Genomic DNA, 15,208 nt, shown 5'->3' on the forward strand with positions numbered 1-15,208 from the left:
ATCGAGACGAACCAACGCTTAGTGTCGCTTGAAATATTGCACGTCGCGCTCGTGCTTTTCGGCGGCTGTGCGCGACTTGAACGTACCGAGATTGCGGCGCTTGCCGGTCTTCGGATTCACCTTGCGTGAGTAGAGGCGATACTCGCCGGATTTCAGCTTGCGGATCATTGGATCAGCCGCGTGACGACGAACTGCTGGATTAACCACAATCATGCTGCAGCCGTTCCGGGGAGGTGCTGCCCGCGCTAGACAGCGTTGAGTTCCCTCCGGAAATGGCTTTTTCTGCCAAATCTTTGCCCGAAATGTACCCGCTTAATCACTCCGCAATTGGGGAAATACCGAAGTCCGATTCCACCGTCGTCGACGGACCGCCACTCCTCACCGCACAGGCTGTCGCGCGGCGTGATCTGCTACGTTACCTTGGGGAACCCGGTCGTTTGAGGCAAAATTGTGCCGCACAGTTCCGTACGGCGTCTCTCGTGCATCTTTGCGCGGGACTTAATCGGCATTTAACTAAAATTCGCATTAATGGCGCTCCGCGCATCTGCGCGGTGCATCAGCGCAACTCCATGGGCAAGCGGTGCACCGGTCGCAACACTGCGTTTGGACATGCCCTCGCTGCGAGTTCCGATCATCGCGCGAACCGGCGTGATGTGAAAAGTTTCGGGACGCCTGGCGAATGACCTATTACAGCAACGCACGTGACCATGCCGGTTCCCGGGACAACCAACGTCCTTCGAGGAAAATTCCGCCGCAAACACTGATCGGTCACGGTGCGCTTGCTTTCATCCTGCTGGCCTGCTCGTGGACGCTTTACGTCAATGTCGCCGGACCGGACGTCAAACCTCTGGCCTTCGCCGAGCCCGCTCCTACGCCGCGCCCCACCTACAACGCCCTGCGCGACCCGACCTACTTCCAGCCCGCGCCGGAAACATTCGCCGAAGCGCTGCCGAAAGGCGACAAGCTGCCGGTCACACGCCCGGTGCAACAAGCGGTCATTTCTGCGCCCGTTCAGGTTGCATCCGCGGTCCAGGAGCCAGTTGCTGAGCCGGTTAAGGCGCTCGAGCCGGCGCAGACGGCGGAAGCCGTGCCGCTGCCAGCGCCTCGCCCGGCCCAGATCCGCGTCGCCGAGGAGAAGGGTCCCTCGCTGCGTGAAGTGGCTGAAGCCACCAAGGTCAACCTCCCCGCCAAGCCGCCGGAGCAGCCCTCGATTTTCGAGAAGCTGTTCGGCAAGTTGCGTCCTGCGGGACCGATGCTCGCCTATGCTCCGACTGACGGCGGCGTTGGCAGCGACGGGCAAGGATTGTCAGGCCCACCCTACGATCGCTCGACTGCGGTCTACGATATTTCCGCGCGCACCGTGTACATGCCGGATGGAACCAAGCTTGAGGCCCATTCCGGGCTCGGCAGCCGACTCGACGATCCGCGCTTCGTTCATGAACGGATGCGTGGGGCCACACCGCCTCACCTGTATGACCTGACGATGCGCGAGAGCCTGTTCCACGGCGTCCAGGCGATCAGGCTCAATCCGGTCGGCGGCAATGGCCATATCTATGGCCGCACCGGTCTTCTGGCCCACACTTACATGCTCGGGCCGAAGGGCGACTCCAATGGTTGCGTCTCGTTCAAAGACTACGAGGCCTTCCTTCGCGCGTTCCGCAATGGCGAGATCAAGCGGCTCGCGGTGGTCACCAGCCTCAAATCCTGAGCTGAAAAAGCCGGCCTGAATGCCTCCCTCGGGGAATGATCCCGAACAGCCTGGGAACTGACTGCAAATCAGCCGCCACTGCTGGAAACCGGCAGATTCCTGTGTATTTCCCGAAAGTTGATGAGAACCGCCGATCTACCGGCGGTAAGTTGCCCTCTCGCCGATCAATGCAGCCTGCCTTCGCACCTGTCCCGATCCGGTGGCGCACACGCATTCAAGGGAGGGTCAGATGCTTGCGAACGTTCCGCTCCGGGATGTCCAGCCGACCGTGATGGTGTGCCCACATTGCGCCCAGCGCTTGATGGACATCGTCGACGTGCAGTGGGCTCAGACCAAGCTCGAATTCACATACGGCTGCGCCGGTTGCGGTACGGAGATCAAGAAGGCCGTCGAGGGCTCTGAGCCCGTAGCCGCGTTCACCTCGCGTGCCTCTGCCCTGCTGCGCGATTTGCAGATCTTTTCGTTCAGTCCCGACGCGGTCGGCAACCGGCAGCCTGCGCGCACAGTGATCGCCACGTCGCCCCCGTCACCGCCGCACACGCCGCGAGTCAATCGGTTCGACTGACGCGCACGTCACTTGGTCTTGTCGTCCGCCTTGCCCTCTTCCTTGAACGGCTTCAGCAGGAACAAGGTGAGGAACGTAAGCAGCGATATGATTACCGCAACATCGTAGGCGCCAAGGCCGACGGCCGCACCTGTCGCTCCCGTCGCCCACAAGCTCGCAGCTGTCGCTGTACCACGCACCGAGGTCCCGTGTTTCAGGATCGCGCCGCCGCCGATAAAACCCATCCCCGTCATGACCCCCTCAATAATCCGGGCGGTGCCTTCAGGGTGTCCGTTTAAAACCGTCTCGGTCGCCTGCACGATCCCGCAGGTCGCAATCGCCACCAGCGGGAAAGTCCGCAGGCCCGCGCTTCTCTCTTCCTTTTCGCGGTTCCAGCCGATCGGCAACGCAAGCAAATAGGCCACCGCGAGAATGAGAAGATGCGGCAGGACCTGAAAATTGCCCGCGGATTCAAGCAGTGACGACATGGTGATCCTTTGGTCGAGAAGACGTCGGCCAAGAACACACTATCCGGCGTAAACCGTGTTGTCTGCTGTCCACATTGCCGCCAAACGGCGTGATGTCACGGGGTCGCTAACATCGTGACCGACGAAGAAAACCTCGCAAGCGAAACGGCCGCCCATGGGCGGCCGCGCATCCTTTATTCTTACATCAGGTTTCAGTTCGACGGCCGCGCGAAGCTCGGATACTTCAGTTTTCCCTCGGAGATCTTGGCCGGCCATACGGTGACTTGCTTGCCATCCTGCCACTGGAAGATCATGCCGCTCACGAAATCCGGACCGTATTTCAGGCCGTGCGTAAAGCGGTCTTCGCGTCCGTAGAATGCCACGCGGCCAATTGTACCTTCATAGTTGGTCTTTTCGAGTTCGGCGACCATCTTGTCTGGATCGGTTGAACCAGCCCGTTTGATGGCCTCCGCGATGATGTAGACTTCGTCATACGCGGTGTAGCCGGTGTAGGCTGGTGCCTTCCCAAATTTCTTTTCGAATGCCGCTGCGAACGGCTTGGTTTTCGGTGTCACAGCCGTCGTCGACGTTGCGACCGCCAGCGATGGAATGCCCTCTGCCGCACCGTTGGTGTCCTTCCAGAAGGTCGGGCTCAAAGCCTGCGCACTGATGCCGAACATTGGAATTGGGACCTGCTGGTTCTTCCACTGAACCGTAGGCTGGACACCCACATGGGAAATGCCGGTGACGATCACATCGGGCTTCTTCGCCTCGATCTTGTTGAAGATCGGGGTGAAGTCGGTGGTATCCGGCGAGAAGCGGATATGTTCCACAACCTGCAGACCGATCTTGGGCAGGCAGGCCAGATAGCCTTCATCGAGCGGTTTAGTCCATGCTGCGTCTTCGCTCATGACCGCCGCGGTCTTCATCTTCATGCCGGTGACGAGTAGATCCTTGGCTGCGTCACAGACGGCCTGTGCCTGTGCGCCCGACGTCAGGTAGCCATGGAATGTGTACTTGTTCTTCTCATAGTCATCGTGGATCGGACGGGTGATTTCATTGCTGGCGGCACCGGGGGTGATCAGCGGCGTTTTCAGGCGCGCGGCCCACGGCTCCAGCGCCAGCACCACCTCGCTGATATAACTCGCGATCACTGCACTGACCTTGTCCTGCGACACGGCGCGCTGGAACGCGCGCACGGAGTCGGCGGACGAACTCTTGTTGTCATACGTGACGATCTCGATCTTGCGGCCGTCAACGCCGCCCTTGGCGTTGATCTCGTCGGCCGCGATCTGCGCGCCGCCGGGCGTCGCGGCACCAGCGATCGACTGAACCTCGGCGATCACGCCAATCTTGATCGGCTCCTTCGATTGCGAAAATGCCGGCGTTGCGAAGCATGCCGCGGCGACACCCGCGAGCAGGATTCCCTTCCATTCAAATTTAATATTGAGGGGGGCTTGGATCATTTGGAGTCTCTCCCATTGTTATTATCCGCCTTGATGGCGGCTTGAGGAGAGATCAACACATGGCTGCGGGCAAATCAAACAGAACTGTCGTGATGCGATGCATCTCGTATTTTTGCATTGCACCCGCTTTTTAGGGAGCCGTTTCGGTTAAAAATCTCGGGCATGGCGGGATTATTTTCCGCGCGCGGCAGACATGACCTTGGGTGCGAGCCATGTAGCGAAGGCGGCGTGACCCTGAGCATTGAAATGCTGACCGTCCGATACGCGGGTGTTTTTCGGCGCGATCTGACCGAGGTGCCCAAGCATGATCACCTTGATGTGACGAGCGGCGAGCCGCTGTTTAATCTCCGCGATATTACCAGCGCGTGCGCCATCCTGCCCGCGCCGCGCATCATTCCCGCCGGGCTGAAGAATGACAATCGTCGTTCCGGCGGGCACAGCGGAATCGAGCCGCGCCAGCATGCCGCCGGTGGTATCGCCGGGTATGCCCGCATTGGTGACATGAGCCGCCAGCCCGCGCGCGCGAAGCAGCGCTTCCAGTTGAGCCGGATAGGCTTGCGATGAAGGCACCCCGCCGTTGGTCCGTCCCCTGCCGGAGCCATAGGTGTTGCTGGCGCCGAGCGCAAGGATGCGAACCTCCGCCGCGGCCTGCGCTGCGCAGGCGAGCAAAGTTACGCCCGCAATGAGTCCGATGAGCCAACGATTCATGACGACCGCCCCCCCGACCAAGTGACCCAGCTCGACTATAGATTGTCGCGAGATGACAGCAAGACTGCTCCCTTCTGCATGTATGCCAAATCCATCGTCAGGTGGCGGCCATCCACGCCAGCAGCGGCGCGTTCACTTCGCGCGGATAACAATGGCTGAGATCGTCGATCTCCCGATAAGTCATATTGGCGCCGGCCGCAGCCAGCGTTCGCTGCGTCTGCCGCGCGACTTCGCCGGGAAACATCCAGTCCAGCGCGCCATGCACGATATGGATCGGCAGGCCACGCAGACGATCGGCATCCGCCATTGCCGCCATCAGGGGATGGAACGTTGCCGAGACCGGCGCGAGATGGGTAAAGGGCGAGTCAGACTCCAGTCCGCTCACATAACAGAAGGTGCCGCCGTCACTCATGCCGGTCATCAGCATCCGGGATGGATCGATCGTCCAGCGCTCGCGCACCGATGTCAGGATACGTCTGAGATTGGGCGTATCGGCATCCTCGCCCATCAGCGCCCAGGTGGCACCAGTTGCGGTCGGCGCAATAACGATGGCGCCGAAACTGCGTGCCTCGCGGAGCCAGCTCCATAGAAAACCACGGCCGTTCCCGCTACCGCCATGGAGCGCAACCACCAGCGGCCAGCTTCGATCCGCTGAATAATATTCCGGCACGTAGACCGAAAAACCGCCACGCGTGCCCGGCTCGTTCTGCTCATGAATGACGCCGGTCTCGCCATCGCGCGCTGGCTGGGCACACCGCGCCACTACGTCCGCATCGCCGCGAACGGCGGGATCGAGAAAGAAACGGTTGATTGCGGTGTTGGTCGCAGCAAGGGGATACAGCGCCTCCTGCGACCGCGGATAGTTGCGCAGCGCTTTGAAAACTCCGCGCAAATCACCACTCTGATTGCGTGCCGTGCGCAAACCGTCGAACGCCGCCAGTGCCGTATCGCATGCTTCCTTGATATGTGCGGGCGCAGTGTCGGGAATGGCAGCCCCGTCCTTGATATTCATGCAAGCCGCACGCAACGTATCGTCCGGCCGACCGACGACCTCCATCAAGGCATCGAATTCCATCGGATCAAAATGGCGGGCGATGAACCCGAGCGTCTCGAGCGTCGCCAGCAGCGGCAACAGCCGCACATCGCTTTCAGGCAGCATGGCACCGGCTATTCTGAATTTCCCGCACGTTTATTCCTCCGGCTCGGTGGTGAAAAATAGCGGGTATCCCTTGGCCTTGCCAAGCTCCGTTGCTTCCTTGGCCTTGGTTTCGGCGACGTCGCGCGTGAATACGGCGATGACGCAGGCGCCTTTCTGGTGCGCGGTGAGCATCACGCGATGCGCGATTTCCTCGCCCATTCGAAAAACCGATTTCAGGACCATCACCACGAATTCACGTGGCGTATAGTCGTCGTTGAGCAGGATCACCTTGTACATTGGCGGCCGCTGCAGTTTGACCTTGGTTCTGGTTTTCGGCTTGACCGTCGTCTGCCCCATCGAGACCTCTCGATGCTAACACAATGTTCCGGACCCGGGAGCGCATTTGAAATCGCAGCCCGCGCTCCCATATCGGAATGAAATCTCAACGGACAAGCGTGTCATGCCGCAGGTCGCGTCCAGTGTCATTTCACGAATTGAGTATAGCGCGCCCACGCGCGAGCTTCACGTCGTTTTCACGACCGGAAAGACCTACACCTACTTCGCCGTTCCCGCGGAGGTCTATCACCAGTTCGTAAGATCAACGTCCAAGGGCAACTTCTTTAATGCGCTGATCCGCGATCGTTACGAGTTCGCGGAACGCCATCGTTAAAACGGCGTTGTTATAAGCATGATGATGGTGGCGATCCACGACAACTCCGAGCCTCTCACCTTCGTTTTCAGCGATGACGGTCTGGTGCCGAATAATCGGCTCCCGCTCCTGATCTACAAGAATATCTTGCGTCTTGAGAGCGAGCACCGCGAAAAGACGATCGAAGGCCTGTTCGGCTCCCATAGCTGGGGACAGATGTGGCGCAACGGCGTGTCGATTATCTCCACTATCATGCCACCGTCCACGAGGCGTTGGGGGTCGCACGCGGCGAGGCCAGGGTCCGGTTCGGCGGCGACGCCGGGCGGGTCTTCGACATCGAGACCGGCGATGTCGCGATATTGCCCGCCGGTACCGGCCATCAATGCCTTCAGGCCAGTGATGATTTTGTTGTGGTTGGCGCCTATCCGCCGGGCCCCGCGATGCAAGTGACACGGCCGACTCCGGACAATTACCGCAAGGCGCTGGAGACGATTCCGCAGGTCGCCCTACCCCGAACCGACCCCATGTTTGGCGAAACGGCCCGCTGATCCGGCTCTGGGCCCGCCCTCAAGTACAAAAATAAACGCAGGTGCAACATGTTAACGCCATAGGTAGGCCTTCCCTATTTCACGGACGCGTGATATCGGCGACCATTGAGTTCCACGCTTTGCCGCAACGTCCTGGCTTCTATCTCATGTGCGCCTGCTAGTATGACCAACCTGGGCCAGGACAAACTCAACGCCGCGCGGCTCGTCCATGCCGACGCGCCGTCCCGCGCCTTCACTCCTTACGATGTTGCGACCGTGCTCGTGCTGGCCGCGCTTGCCGTGCTGGCGCTGCTGACATTCCGGCAATATTCGATCTCGAATGACGAATGGGTCCAGCATCAGTACGGCGCACTCATCCTCGCGTATTACAAGAGCGGCCTGACCGACGGCGCCGTCTTTCACTTCGACAATCTCTATCTTTACGGTGGCCTGTTCGATATTTGCGCCGTGCTGCTCAGTCACGCTTTTCCGGCGATCGACGCTTACGACCTGCGCCACATCCTGTGCGCGTTCATCGGCATCGGCGGTATTGCCGCAACGGCGGCGACCGCGCGCCTGATCGCCGGCCCCCGCGCCGGCCTGATTGCTGCCGTCGCCCTTGCGATCTGCGGATCCTGGTATGGCGGCATGTTCAACCACACCAAGGACATTCCGCTCGCCGCGACAATGATGGCTTCGTGCTATTTCCTTATTCGTGCCTCGCGCGACCTTCCGTCCCCGCGCTGGCGCGACGTGCTCGGCTTCGGATTTTTCGCCGGCTGCGCGCTGGGCATCAAGGTGCTAGGCCTTTTGCTGATCGGCTACGCCGGCATCATCACATTGCTCTCGATCCCGCAACCGGTGTTCGTCGACTTGCGCGCCAGCAGCGTTTTCGTCTTCCGCTCGATGCTTCGCTTCCTGCCGGCATTCGCGCTGGCCTATGTGATGATGATCGCCGCTTGGCCGTGGGCGGGCCTTTCGCCGCTCAATCCGATCCGGGCGATTTTCAGCTTCGCGGACTTTCACTACAACATTCACACGATCTTCGAAGGCACGATCTACGACATGGCGCACGTGCCCGCGCTCTATGTACCGGTCTATCTTCTGATCAAGTTGCCGCTGGTGAATATGTTGGCTGCGGCGTTCACTATCGCCGCGACGCTGATCCCGTTCATGGCACGAGGCCTCGGCTGGTCCTCCCGTCGGCGTATCGAAGTCGGATTCGTCGCATTCACCATGGCATACCCGCTGGCGTGTCAGGTGATTGGACACGGGCCGGCCTTCACCGGCATGCGCCACTTCTTCTTCGTGCTTCCCCCGGTTGCCGTTCTCGCCGCCGTCGGCCTCGATGCGACCATTCATTGGTTCGGACAGCGCAGCCGAGCTCTCGCAATCGCCGCTGTCGCCAGTGTGGCTGTCGCACTTGGCGTGAATGCCGATACCTTGTATCGCCTCCACCCTTACGAATATCTCGTCTACAACGATCTCGTCGGCGGGCTCCCCGGCGCAACCGATCGCTACGTGACAGACTACTGGGTCAATTCGATGAACCCGGCAATCGACCAACTCCAGAATTATCTCGAGCGCACCGAAGGCGCGGGCGTGCCCGGCCATCACAAGCTGTACAAGGTGGCGGTGTGCGGCGAGCGCTACGCCTTCATCAATCACGCCAAGCCGTATCTGGTGTGGTGGAAGAACTGGGCCGAGGCCGATTTTTTCATTTCACCGACGCATATGCACTGCGAACGGGAAAGAGAGGGCAAGGTCGTGGTATCGATCAAACGGCTCGGCGTTCCGATTGCCGTTGTGAAAGATCTCCGCCAGCCGCGTAAAGTACCTGCAGTCGCAACGGCCGAACCATTCCTGCACTGACGCACGGCGTGACATCCGCAACATCTTCCGCGACAATGCAGCCTCATTTGCATTCGATCGGGCATTCGGCATGACACAGAGGACTGGCGGTGAAGCCATCGTAGACGGCTTGCGCGCGCACGGCATCGATACGGTCTTCGGCCTGCCCGGCGCGCAAATCTACGGTTTGTTTGACGCCTTCGCCCAGGCTCAGCTGAAAGTCGTCGGCGCACGGCACGAACAGGCATGCGGCTACATGGCTTTCGGTTATGCCCGCGCGACCGGCAAGCCGGCCGTGTTCAGCGTCGTCCCCGGCCCCGGTATTCTCAACGCCGGCGCGGCAATGCTGACGGCGTTCGGCGGCAACGAGCCCGTGCTGTGCCTCACCGGCCAGGTGCCGACAAATTTCCTCGGCAAGGGGCGCGGTCACCTGCACGAGATGCCGGACCAGCTTGCGACGCTGCGCAGCGTCGTCAAATGGGCCGACCGCATCGGCCATCCTGATATGGCGGGTGCCCTCATTGCTCGTGCCTTTCAGGAAATGATGTCCGGCCGGCGTGGACCTGCTGCGCTCGAGATGCCGTGGGATGTGTTCACGCAGCGCGCCGACGTTGCGCCGGTTGCGCCGTTCGATGTCATCGCACCGCCACAGCCCGACAGTGAGCGGATCAAGGCTGCCGCCCGGCTCATCGGACAAAGCAAAAATCCGATGATATTTGTTGGCGCCGGGGCGATCGACGCTGCAAACGAAATTCTCGAACTGGCCGAACTGATCGACGCGCCCGTTGTCGGCTTCCGCAGTGGACGTGGCATTGTCAGCAATGCCCACGAACTCGGTCTGACCATGGCGGGCGCCTATCGCCTGTGGCCGCAAACTGATCTCATCATTGGCATCGGCACCAGAATGGAAATGCCGACCTGGCGCTGGCCCTATCGTCCAGACGGCCAGAAATCGATCCGGATCGACATCGATCCGGCCGAAATGATCAGGTTCACGCCCGATGCCGCCATCGTCGCCGACGCCCGTGATGGCACCCGCGCCCTGCTCGCCGACGTCCGACGCGCCGGTTACAGCAAGGCCAGCAGCCGTCGTGACGCGATCCGGAATGCCAGCGCCGCCGCTGCGATAGAGATTCAGGCGATCCAGCCGCAGATGGCCTATCTCGATATTCTGCGCGACGTCTTGCCATCGAATGGCATCGTTACCGACGAACTGTCGCAGGTCGGCTTTGCCTCCTGGTACGGCTTTCCGGTCTATGAGCCGCGCACGTTCATCACATCCGGTTATCAGGGCACGCTCGGCTCGGGCTTCCCGACCGCGCTGGGCGCCAAGGTCGCGCATCCCGACCGGCCTGTGGTCGCGATCACCGGTGACGGCGGATTCATGTTCGCGGTGCAGGAGCTTGCGACGGCCGTCCAGTTCAAGATCGGCGTGGTGACGCTGGTGTTCAACAACAATGCTTACGGCAACGTCCGCCGCGACCAGATGCAGGTATTCGACGGCCGTGTGGTTGCGGCCGATCTGGTCAACCCCGATTTCATCAAGCTCGCGGAATCGTTCGGCGTGAGAGCCTGGCGGGTGACGCATCCCGATCAGTTCAGGACGGCGCTTGAAGCGGCGCTAGCCGATGGCGGCCCATGCCTGATCGATATCGAGGTGCCGCGCGACTCCGAAGTCAGCCCGTGGACTTTCATCCACCCGGCAAAGCCGGTGTAACGCAGCTACTGCGCGCTCGACGTTTTCTTCTCCACGCGGCTCTTGCTACTGTCGGCGATACGGACCTTGTCGCCATCGGCGATACCGTCCAGCGGCGTCACGATGATCCGGTCATCGCTCGCAAGGCCCGTGGCAATCTCGATCTCCCGGCCGAGGTCGCGCGCAATGGTGACCGTCTTGAACAGAACGCGGTCGCTGCTGTCCACCGTCGCCACCCGCAATCCGCTGTTGTTAAAGATCAGCGCGCTGGCCGGGATCGAAAGCGGTTGGCTTTCGCTGGTCAGCTTCAAGGTGACGTCCGCATAGCCGCCGGGCCGCAACTCGCCCTTTGAATTGTCGAAGCCAAGCTGCATCCGGGTCGTGCCGGATCCCGCATCGACCGATTGCGATGAGGTCTCGACGGTCGCGGGGAATGTCCGGCCCGGATATTCCGGCACAGAGATCATCGCCTGCGAACCCGTACGGATCGCGGTCAGATAGCTCTGCGGAACGTTGACATACACACGCAGCTTCTTGACATCGGAGACCACGAACATCGCCGGCCCGGTGCCAGCACCGCCGCTGATCAGCGCGCCGACATCGGTATTGCGCTCGGTCACAATGCCGTCGAACGGAGCTTCGACGCGCTTGTAGCCTGCAAGGGCCTGCAGCCGGTCGACATTGGCCTGCATGGCCTTGACTTGTGCTTCCTTGCTCGACAAATCCGCGGTGCGTTCATCGATTTCTTGCAGCGACACGAAGTTGGATTTCAGCAAGGTCTGGCGCCGCTTCAAAGTCGCCGCCGAAAGTTTCGCAGCGGCCTCTGCGTTGGCGAGGTCGGCGCGGGCCTGCAGGAGTTGCTGATCCATGTCCGGCGCATCAATTTCGGCGAGCAATTGCCCAGCCTTCACCTGAGCGCCGATATCGACCTTCCAGTTCTTCAGGTAGCCGCTGACGCGCGCATAGATCGGCGCGCGCGAATAGGCCTCCAGTCGTCCCGGGAGCGTGATCGTGGGATCGCCGGTTTTAACGCCCGGCAGCGCCACAGCGACGGTCGGAATCGCCTGCGCCTCGGTCCACTCGCGCAGGTCCGCGCTGCTCTGCTCGCGCTCGACGATGCCGCTGACCACGACCAGCACGACAACGATGCCCGCCGCGATCCCGAACAGACGCAACTTGCGTCCTGATACGGGTTTGATCTGGTCAGACATGTGCGATCTCCAACGGGCCCGCCCGCTGCGGATCCTGCTTCTTGTGTACCATACTGAAAACCACCGGAACGAATATCAATGTCGCGATCGTCGCGAAAATCAGGCCGCCGATTACGGCGCGACCGAGCGGAGCGTTCTGCTCGCCACCCTCGCCAAGCGCAAAAGCCATCGGCGCCATACCGATGATCATGGCAAGCGCCGTCATCAGAACCGGGCGGAATCGGACAAAGCCTGCCTCCAGCGCGGCGGCGACGGGATCGCCCAGCACTTCCAGGCGCTCACGCGCAAAACTGATCACCAGAACACTGTTCGCGGTCGCCACGCCCATGCACATGATGGCTCCGGTCAATGCGGGAACCGACAACGTGGTGCCGGTGGCGAACAGTATCCAGACGATGCCCGCGAGCGCCGCTGGCAGCGCCGAGATAATCACGAATGGATCCGACCACGACTGAAAATTGACGACGATCAGAAGGTAAATCAGGACGATCGCACCAAACAAACCGAACAGGAGGCCCGAGAACGCGCTGTTCATCGTTTCCACCTGGCCGAGCAGAACGACTGAGCTGCCCTTCGGCACGTCCTTCTTCGTGTCACTCATCACCTTGTGAATATCCGCTGCGACGGCACCGAGATCGCGGCCGTGGGTCGTGGCATAAATTTGCACCATCGGCTGAATGTCATATTGCGACACCACGGCGTTCCCGGCCGACCGCTCGATGTTGGCGATGCCGCCCAGAATCGGCGTGTTCGCAGAGCCCGAGGCATTGATCGGCAGTGCCTCCAATTTACCCAGCGAGTCCATTTTGTATTCGGGGGTTTGCATGACGATCGAGTATGACACGTTGTTCGCCGGATCCAGGAAGAAGGTCGGAGCCACTTGCGAGCTACCCGCGAGGCTGACCACCATGCTATTGGTCACATCGCGTTCGGTCACGCCGACATACTGCGCCCGCGTACGATCGACATCGACATTAAACCCCGGAAGATTCGGCGACTGCTGGATCCGCGCGTCCGCCACGCCCGGAATATGACGGATGCGGCGCAGCAGATCATTGGCGTATTTGAAGTTGGCGTCGAGATCGGCACCGCGGATTTGCAGATCGATCGGTGCCGGCGAGCCGAAATTCAGAATCTGACTGACGATATCGGCCGGCAGAAACGCAAACGTCATACCTGGGAATGCATGCGGCAGCTTCTCGCGAAGCGCCTGCACATGCACATCGGTCGGCCGATGCCCTTCTCTCAGCTTGATCTGGATGTCGGCATCCTGCGGTCCGATAACGCCGGTGTTGTTGTAGGTCATGTTGATGCCGCTGTTCGGGATGCCGATATTGTCGGTCATCGTCTCGAGTTCGGCAGCGGGAATGATGGTCCGGATCACCTTCTGAACATCGGCCATCTGGTTCGCTGTTTCCTCGACGCGCGTGCCCACCTGCGTGCGGACGTGCATCAGGATTTGGCCGGTATCGACCGACGGGAAAAAATTCCGCCCGAGGAACGGCACCAGCAGGAACGAGGCAGCGACGAATGCCAAAAAGCCGGTGACGAAAATCTTGCGATGATTCAGCGCCAGCGCCAGCATGCCATGATAGCCGTCGCGGAACCCCTCGAACTTCGCCTCGAACCCGCGCTGAAAGCGCACGAGCGGATTGCGCGACGGTGGCGGCGCGGCATTTCCATGCTCATCGTGAACATGCGGATGCAGCATGTACTTCGCCATCGTCGGCACCAGCGTGCGCGACAGGATGAACGACCAGATCATCGCGAAGATCACCGCCTCGGCCATCGGCACGAACAGGAAGCGCGAGACGCCGGTAAGGAAGAACATCGGAACGAACACGATGCAGATACACAGCAGCGAAACGAAGGCCGGGGTGACGATCTGGTTAGCTCCGTCGAGGATCGCGGGCTCGACCTGCTTGCCCTGCTCCAGATGCCAGTTGATGTTCTCGATCGTCACCGTCGCGTCGTCGACCAGAATACCCACCGCAAGCGCAAGGCCGCCGAGCGTCATGATGTTCAGCGTCTCGCCGAACAGCGACAACATCGCAATCGATCCCATGATCGATAGCGGGATCGATACCGCGATAATGACCGTCGAGCGCCAGCTTCCGAGAAACAGCAGGATCATGATGCTGGTCAGGAGTGCGGCCAGAACGCCTTCCTTGGCGACGCCTTCGATGGCACCGCGCACGAAAATCGACTGATCGCCGATCAGGCCGATTTTGAGCGTCTCGGGCAGAGTGTCTCGGATCTCGACGATCTTCTTCTTGACGCCGTCGATGATATCCAGCGTGGAGGTTGAGCCGGCCTTCAGAACCATCATCAGCACCGACCGGTTGCCATCGACATGAACGATGTTGGTTTGCGGCCGGTTGCCGTCGCGCACGTGCGCGACATCGCGGATGTACACCGTCGCCCCATTGACGACTTTGATCGGCAAATCGCCGAGTTCCTCGATCTTGTGCGGCGAGTTGTTCAGCTTGATGGTGTATTCGAAATTGCCAATCTTCTGGGTTCCGACCGGCGTAATCAGGTTCTGCGCCGCCAGCGCGTTGGCGACATCCTGCCCCGTCAGCCCTCGCGCCTGCATCGCGGTCGGATTGAGGTCGATCTGGATCTGGCGCAGCTTCCCGCCATAGGGCCACGGGATCGCGGCGCCCGGCACAGTCACAAGCGGCGTGCGCAACTGGTTGGTCGCAAAATCGGCGAGGTTTTGTTCCGTCAGTCCCTCACCCGACAGCGCGAGCTGAAGGATCGGCACTGTCGATGCACTGTAGTTCAGGATCAGCGGCGGCGTCGCACCAGGCGGCAACTGCTTGATCATGGTCTGCGCGATCGCCGTCACCTGGGCGTTGGCGGTGCGGATATCGACGTTCGGCTGGAAGAAGATCTTGATGATGCCGATGCCGTTATACGAATTGGCCGCGATGTGCTCGATGTCGTTAACCGTCGTGGTCAGCGCGCGCTGGAACGGCGTCGTGATACGCCCGGCCATCTGGTCCGGCGGCAGGCCGGTATACGACCAGACGACGCCTATCACCGGAATCCGGATGTCGGGAAAGATGTCGGTGGGAGTTCGCAGGGCCGCCAGCGGCCCCACAATCAGCAGCAGCAGGGCCAAAACGACAAACGTGTAGGGTCGAGTCAGGGCAATCCGGACAAGCGAGACCATCTACAGCGTTTCTCGATCTGCAGCATCTGGCGGCTGCGTTGGTAAAATAAGCTTCTTTCCGCGCC

The 15,208-nt window shown here is 60.8% G+C and carries 14 protein-coding genes and 1 pseudogene; 6 read left to right on the forward strand and 9 right to left on the reverse strand.

Annotation, left to right across the window (positions count from 1 at the left end):
• Positions 1 to 18: 18 nt before the first annotated feature.
• Positions 19 to 168: a hypothetical protein gene (locus tag ASC80_RS24145; protein ID WP_156464300.1), complete on the reverse strand. Its 150-nt coding sequence runs from the start codon at positions 166 to 168 to the stop codon at positions 19 to 21.
• Between the two features lie 511 nt (positions 169 to 679).
• On the opposite strand from ASC80_RS24145, the gene ASC80_RS07940 reads away from it, so the two are divergent.
• Positions 680 to 1,708, forward strand: coding sequence for a DUF2778 domain-containing protein (locus ASC80_RS07940; RefSeq protein ID WP_056294763.1), 1,029 nt, complete (start codon positions 680 to 682; stop codon positions 1,706 to 1,708).
• 229 nt (positions 1,709 to 1,937) lie between these two features.
• Positions 1,938 to 2,273 carry a hypothetical protein gene (locus ASC80_RS07945; protein ID WP_056294766.1) on the forward strand — a complete coding sequence of 112 codons (336 nt, stop codon included), beginning with the start codon at positions 1,938 to 1,940 and terminating at the stop codon, positions 2,271 to 2,273.
• 8 nt (positions 2,274 to 2,281) lie between these two features.
• On the opposite strand, the gene ASC80_RS07950 is transcribed toward ASC80_RS07945, so the two are convergent.
• The 5 genes from ASC80_RS07950 to clpS form a co-directional block, all read right to left on the reverse strand.
• Positions 2,282 to 2,740 carry an MgtC/SapB family protein gene (locus tag ASC80_RS07950; RefSeq protein WP_056294770.1) on the reverse strand — a complete coding sequence of 153 codons (459 nt, stop codon included), beginning with the start codon at positions 2,738 to 2,740 and terminating at the stop codon, positions 2,282 to 2,284.
• Between the two features lie 191 nt (positions 2,741 to 2,931).
• Complete coding sequence (locus ASC80_RS07955) at positions 2,932 to 4,185, reverse strand: ABC transporter substrate-binding protein (RefSeq protein WP_056294773.1); 1,254 nt, start codon at positions 4,183 to 4,185, stop codon at positions 2,932 to 2,934.
• A 171-nt stretch (positions 4,186 to 4,356) separates the two neighbouring features.
• Positions 4,357 to 4,893 carry a GDSL-type esterase/lipase family protein gene (locus ASC80_RS07960; RefSeq protein ID WP_056295793.1) on the reverse strand — a complete coding sequence of 179 codons (537 nt, stop codon included), beginning with the start codon at positions 4,891 to 4,893 and terminating at the stop codon, positions 4,357 to 4,359.
• A gap of 97 nt (positions 4,894 to 4,990) precedes the next feature.
• Entirely contained in the window at positions 4,991 to 6,052 is a 1,062-nt protein-coding gene (locus tag ASC80_RS07965) for a carboxylesterase family protein (RefSeq protein WP_056294776.1), read from the reverse strand.
• A gap of 30 nt (positions 6,053 to 6,082) precedes the next feature.
• On the reverse strand, positions 6,083 to 6,388 hold the full coding sequence (clpS, locus tag ASC80_RS07970; protein ID WP_056294779.1) for an ATP-dependent Clp protease adapter ClpS: 306 nt from the start codon (positions 6,386 to 6,388) through the stop codon (positions 6,083 to 6,085).
• Between the two features lie 103 nt (positions 6,389 to 6,491).
• Between clpS and ASC80_RS07975 the strand changes: the two genes are divergently transcribed.
• Positions 6,492 to 6,701 (forward strand): KTSC domain-containing protein, encoded by a 210-nt coding sequence (locus ASC80_RS07975; protein ID WP_056294782.1) that lies wholly within the window; start codon positions 6,492 to 6,494, stop codon positions 6,699 to 6,701.
• On the opposite strand, the gene ASC80_RS24360 is transcribed toward ASC80_RS07975, so the two are convergent.
• Positions 6,630 to 6,884, reverse strand: a complete 255-nt coding sequence (locus ASC80_RS24360; RefSeq protein ID WP_244487232.1) for a hypothetical protein — start codon at positions 6,882 to 6,884, stop codon at positions 6,630 to 6,632. The genes ASC80_RS07975 and ASC80_RS24360 overlap by 72 nt on opposite strands.
• On the opposite strand from ASC80_RS24360, the pseudogene ASC80_RS07980 reads away from it, so the two are divergent.
• The 3 genes and pseudogenes from ASC80_RS07980 to ASC80_RS07990 all read left to right on the forward strand — a co-directional run bounded on the left by ASC80_RS07980 (position 6,786) and on the right by ASC80_RS07990 (position 10,775).
• Positions 6,786 to 7,263 (forward strand): annotated as a pseudogene (locus ASC80_RS07980) (cupin domain-containing protein). The gene ASC80_RS24360 and the pseudogene ASC80_RS07980 overlap by 99 nt on opposite strands.
• A 127-nt stretch (positions 7,264 to 7,390) precedes the next feature.
• On the forward strand, positions 7,391 to 9,079 hold the full coding sequence (locus ASC80_RS07985) for an ArnT family glycosyltransferase (protein ID WP_056294785.1): 1,689 nt from the start codon (positions 7,391 to 7,393) through the stop codon (positions 9,077 to 9,079).
• 70 nt (positions 9,080 to 9,149) lie between these two features.
• Positions 9,150 to 10,775, forward strand: a complete 1,626-nt coding sequence (locus ASC80_RS07990; RefSeq protein WP_056294788.1) for a thiamine pyrophosphate-dependent enzyme — start codon at positions 9,150 to 9,152, stop codon at positions 10,773 to 10,775.
• A gap of 5 nt (positions 10,776 to 10,780) precedes the next feature.
• Here ASC80_RS07990 and ASC80_RS07995 read toward each other — a convergent pair whose 3' ends face one another.
• Both ASC80_RS07995 and ASC80_RS08000 read right to left on the reverse strand, forming a co-directional pair.
• Positions 10,781 to 11,965 carry an efflux RND transporter periplasmic adaptor subunit gene (locus ASC80_RS07995; RefSeq protein ID WP_056294791.1) on the reverse strand — a complete coding sequence of 395 codons (1,185 nt, stop codon included), beginning with the start codon at positions 11,963 to 11,965 and terminating at the stop codon, positions 10,781 to 10,783.
• Entirely contained in the window at positions 11,958 to 15,143 is a 3,186-nt protein-coding gene (locus ASC80_RS08000) for an efflux RND transporter permease subunit (RefSeq protein ID WP_056294794.1), read from the reverse strand. The genes ASC80_RS07995 and ASC80_RS08000 overlap by 8 nt, the downstream gene beginning before the upstream one ends.
• Between the last annotated feature and the right edge of the window lie 65 nt (positions 15,144 to 15,208).

This window comes from Afipia sp. Root123D2, from assembly GCF_001425835.1.
In the GTDB taxonomy this organism is placed as follows: Bacteria; Pseudomonadota; Alphaproteobacteria; order Rhizobiales; family Xanthobacteraceae; genus Afipia.

Excerpts from the sequence above, each read along its gene's own strand:
- ASC80_RS07995 (WP_056294791.1), bottom strand. The coding sequence starts at position 11,965 with ATGTCTGACCAGATCAAACCCGTATCAGGACGCAAGTTGCGTCTGTTC.
- ASC80_RS08000 (WP_056294794.1), bottom strand. The coding sequence starts at position 15,143 with ATGGTCTCGCTTGTCCGGATTGCCCTGACTCGACCCTACACGTTTGTC.
- ASC80_RS07940 (WP_056294763.1), top strand. The coding sequence starts at position 680 with ATGACCTATTACAGCAACGCACGTGACCATGCCGGTTCCCGGGACAAC.
- ASC80_RS07945 (WP_056294766.1), top strand. The coding sequence starts at position 1,938 with ATGCTTGCGAACGTTCCGCTCCGGGATGTCCAGCCGACCGTGATGGTG.
- ASC80_RS24360 (WP_244487232.1), bottom strand. The coding sequence starts at position 6,884 with ATGGGAGCCGAACAGGCCTTCGATCGTCTTTTCGCGGTGCTCGCTCTC.
- ASC80_RS07985 (WP_056294785.1), top strand. The coding sequence starts at position 7,391 with ATGACCAACCTGGGCCAGGACAAACTCAACGCCGCGCGGCTCGTCCAT.
- ASC80_RS07955 (WP_056294773.1), bottom strand. The coding sequence starts at position 4,185 with ATGATCCAAGCCCCCCTCAATATTAAATTTGAATGGAAGGGAATCCTG.
- ASC80_RS07965 (WP_056294776.1), bottom strand. The coding sequence starts at position 6,052 with ATGCTGCCTGAAAGCGATGTGCGGCTGTTGCCGCTGCTGGCGACGCTC.
- ASC80_RS07960 (WP_056295793.1), bottom strand. The coding sequence starts at position 4,893 with ATGAATCGTTGGCTCATCGGACTCATTGCGGGCGTAACTTTGCTCGCC.
- ASC80_RS24145 (WP_156464300.1), bottom strand. The coding sequence starts at position 168 with ATGATCCGCAAGCTGAAATCCGGCGAGTATCGCCTCTACTCACGCAAG.
- clpS (WP_056294779.1), bottom strand. The coding sequence starts at position 6,388 with ATGGGGCAGACGACGGTCAAGCCGAAAACCAGAACCAAGGTCAAACTG.
- ASC80_RS07950 (WP_056294770.1), bottom strand. The coding sequence starts at position 2,740 with ATGTCGTCACTGCTTGAATCCGCGGGCAATTTTCAGGTCCTGCCGCAT.
- ASC80_RS07975 (WP_056294782.1), top strand. The coding sequence starts at position 6,492 with ATGCCGCAGGTCGCGTCCAGTGTCATTTCACGAATTGAGTATAGCGCG.
- ASC80_RS07990 (WP_056294788.1), top strand. The coding sequence starts at position 9,150 with ATGACACAGAGGACTGGCGGTGAAGCCATCGTAGACGGCTTGCGCGCG.